The following is a 3,760-nucleotide window of genomic DNA, read 5'->3' on the forward strand; positions in this document are numbered from 1 at the left end:
TGGATGTTGGTATTTATCTGGAAGTGCTCAACAACGGCACACTTTCCGTCGGTGACACACTCATCATTGAGTAAGCCAGCACCCACAACGAACTATTTGCCAGTCAGCAAAAAGAAAACCCCGCCTTTTGAGCGGGGTTTTTCATAGATCTCCGGCAAACCAGTGAGCCAGCAAGCACATCATCAGACGTGCTTAGCTTTCACCGTCTCCGGTTGTTTCCAAAGCCGCAGGTGCTGGTGCAGATGCAGGTGCATCCTCAGCAGGAACACGAGCTGTACGGGTACGCTGTGAACGAGCTGCACGAGGTGTGCGAGCACGAGGCGTACGACGTGGCTTCGTAGAAGCTGCATCATCTTCACCACCTTCAGGTGCCTCAGCTGGCGCTGCTGCACTTGCGGAGGATGAGGAAGGTGTACGACGAACACCACGACCACGAGTGCCACGAACACGACGGCGTGCTTTGCCATCATCTTCGTCAGCTGGTGCAGATGCGTCTCCCGAAGCCTCTGCATTCTCGTCAGCCGCTGGAGCTGTTTCGATAAACGGCTGAGGCGTATCCAGACCGATCACAGGCTGAGGGGTTGCAACCGCAACCTCTTGCTCTTCAGTCGCTGCCACAGCGTTTGGTGTTTCAACAGCAGCAGGTGCAGCTTCATCTTCTGTACGCGCAGAAGGAGCAGCAGTCTGTGTGCTTTGGGGTTGAGCCGCAGCGACGATGCGCTGGTAATGCTCTGCATGCTGATAGTAGTTCTCGGAGGTTACACGGTCCCCGGAGGCCTGAGCATCACGCGCAAGTTGCTGGTACTTTTCAGCAACATGCAATGCGGTACCTCGGATCTTAACGTCCGGTCCATTTGACTCAAAAGTACGTGTCAATGGATTTGGAGCTTTACGCCCCCGTCCACGCATGCGCTTGTTATTCTGATTTCCTGGTCTCATTCTGCCGTTAACTTTCCGGAATAGCAATCGAACCTAACTGTGAGGTTCATGGGAGTAAGATCTCCCGGATTCCAAATGCCGTTAATAAGCCTGCGTGTTGATGAGCACAAAGGCTATCAACATCGAAATGCAATCGCATTCGATCGTATAACTGCTTCAATGCGATATCCGACATCTGATCGCAGCAATACAAATGCATTGCTCTCTCAGTTCAACGATACGAGGGGTTGCTCAACTATCTGCTTTGAAACTATCAACCGACGTCTCTGCCAGGCTCGTCTCACAGTCAGTGAGTGCCCATCCCCATCGTTTTCAGCTTTTAGCTGGTATCGCTTGTCGGCGAGATGAAACTATCTCGTTCCGACGTATTTTCCAAGGGCTTTTTTCCAGATAATTGAATTCTTCGCCAATCATGGAAAAACTACAACAATCACCCTTGGTTGACCGGCCAGATCATGTTCACAACAAGCCTCCAATCCTACGAGTTCCCTCGCAAGAGTTGAAAGTTCATCGGCTTGATCAAACCCGATCTCCATAAGAAGTCCACTATTTCTCTTAAGAACTCGTTTAGCGTTGCCTATCAATTCTTTATAGGCAGTAAGACCATCCACTCCACCATCAAGCGCCAGCATAGGGTCGTGCTGCTTAACTTCATGGCTTAGTCCTTCAATAACAGAGCTGCGAATGTACGGCGGGTTACTCACAACAAAATCATAAGATCCACTCAACGCGTCCAGATATGAACCGCGAACTGGGATAAAGCGGTCACGAACATTGTTGTTTGCTGCGTTTTGTTGCGCAGTCTCCAAAGCCTCTTCACTGATATCAACAGCAAGACAAATTGCATTGGGCAATTCAGTCAGGAGCGCAATCGCAACCGCTCCTGTGCCAGTTCCAATATCTGCAAAAACCCATTCTTTTTCCAAGCCGCCATGGGCCTGACAAAACGCAATCGCAGTTTCAACCAGCGTTTCCGTGTCCGGACGCGGCTCCAATGTTGCCGAAGACAACGAAAACTCCAGCCCCCAAAACTCCCGCTTCCCTAGAACACGTCCTACCGGCTTTCCAGCAAGGCGTTCTTCCACATATCGGGAAACAACCGCCAGCGTCTCAGGCTTGATCACCTGATCATATTCCAGAATCAGGTTTCTCGGCTCAATTCTAAGGGCTTCTGCAACAAGGACACGCGCATCCAGATCTGCCTCAGCCAGGTCTGCATCACGAAACAGGCTCCGCACCGCTAGGTACAAAGCCTGCACATTTTTGAGGTCGAAATTATCGAAGAGGCCGGACATTAAAGTCCTTCATCGGCGAGCAAGTTCGCTTGATGGTCCATAATCAGAGCATCAATCACTTCACCCGTAGCTTCGCCTGCGATCATCTGGTCAAGCTTATACAGCGTCAAACCAATACGGTGATCAGTCACACGACCCTGAGGGAAGTTGTAGGTACGGATACGCTCAGAACGATCACCGGAACCAACCTGAACACGACGGGCCTCGGTCCGCTCATTCGCAGCACGCTCACGCTCCACATCGTAGATCTTCGCCCGCAGCAACTTCATCGCGCGGTCTTTGTTCTTATGCTGAGAGCGCTCGTCCTGCACAGCAACCACAATCCCGGTCGGATTGTGCACAATACGAACAGCGGAATCAGTCGTGTTCACGTGCTGACCACCTGCACCTGATGCACGGTATGTATCGATGCGCAAATCAGCAGGATTGATCTCAACGTCCACTTCTTCAGCCTGCGGAAGAACAGCAACGGTCGCCGCAGACGTGTGAATACGGCCACCAGACTCAGTCTCAGGCACACGCTGTACACGGTGAACACCGGACTCAAACTTCAGCTTACCAAACACTTCCTGACCAGTCACAGCAGCAACGATTTCTTTAAAACCGCCCATGTCCCCCTCAGAAGAAGACATCACTTCAACTTTCCAGCCATTATTGTCTGCAAAGCGCTGATACATACGAAAGAGATCACCAGCAAACAGCGCTGCCTCGTCACCACCTGTGCCGGCGCGCACTTCAAGAATAACATCGTGAGAGTCAGCTTTGTCTTTTGGCAAAAGCCCAATGCGCACTTGCTGGGTCAGCTCTTCAACTACACCAGTCAACTCATCACGCTCAAGCTGTGCAAGCTCTTTCATCTCCGCATCGCTTTCAGGGTCTGCCAGCAGTGCTTCCGCACCTTCCAGATCACCTTCGGCTTTGCGGAGTTCACGAATGGACTTCACAATTGGATCGAGTTCCGCATAATCCCTTGAAAGCTTGATATAAACATCCGGCGCAGGACCAGATGCCATCTCGGCCTCAATACCTTCAAAGCGCGCTAGCAGTGTGTCTAGTTTTTCTGGTGCCAGCATTTCGCGGCAACTCCTCAAGCGTTAGTCAGCTAATCTAAAAGCGCGACAGCCTCTCGGGTCTGCGGCAATCGAAATATACGCTGCTTATACCGGAATATTATTTTCGGATGCAAAGTTCGCCAGGAACTCGCGAATGTCGTCCGTCCCTTTACCCGCTTCCAATTGTTTCAGCAACTCTTCTGAAAGTGCTGATAGATCCAAAGAGCGTAACATCGCCTTAACAGGACCAATAGAAGCCGGAGACATAGAGAGATTTCTATATCCGATCGCCAGCAAAGCCATCGCAGCAAGGGGTTGGCCGCCAAGCTCACCGCAAAGGGTGACGGGCGTATCCATCTTATCGCCAATAACAACGATCTTACGCAATGCGCGTAGGAAACTAGGAGACAGAGCTTCAAATCGCTCCGCAACCAACGTGTTGCCTCGATCAACCGCATAGAAGAACTGGAACAG

4 protein-coding genes are annotated in these 3,760 nt (G+C 51.3%); all 4 read right to left on the minus strand.

Going from position 1 to position 3,760, the window contains the following annotated elements:
* Window positions 1-192: 192 nt before the first annotated feature.
* Window positions 193-939, minus strand: coding sequence for a DUF4167 domain-containing protein (locus PPL9_RS15025; protein WP_208985424.1), 747 nt, complete (start codon window positions 937-939; stop codon window positions 193-195).
* A 410-nt stretch (window positions 940-1,349) separates the two neighbouring features.
* Window positions 1,350-2,234 carry a peptide chain release factor N(5)-glutamine methyltransferase gene (gene prmC, locus PPL9_RS15030; RefSeq protein ID WP_057463459.1) on the minus strand — a complete coding sequence of 295 codons (885 nt, stop codon included), beginning with the start codon at window positions 2,232-2,234 and terminating at the stop codon, window positions 1,350-1,352.
* A complete protein-coding gene (prfA, locus tag PPL9_RS15035; RefSeq protein WP_057463460.1) occupies window positions 2,234-3,307 on the minus strand; it encodes a peptide chain release factor 1 in 1,074 nt (357 codons plus the stop codon). Before prfA ends, prmC begins: the two co-directional genes overlap by 1 nt.
* Window positions 3,308-3,391: 84 nt before the next feature.
* The coding region (locus PPL9_RS31375; RefSeq protein ID WP_348271972.1) for a putative PEP-binding protein at window positions 3,392-3,760 on the minus strand (369 nt) is incomplete at its 5' end.

The organism is Pseudovibrio sp. POLY-S9 (genome assembly GCF_001431305.1).
Classification (GTDB): Bacteria; Pseudomonadota; Alphaproteobacteria; order Rhizobiales; family Stappiaceae; genus Pseudovibrio.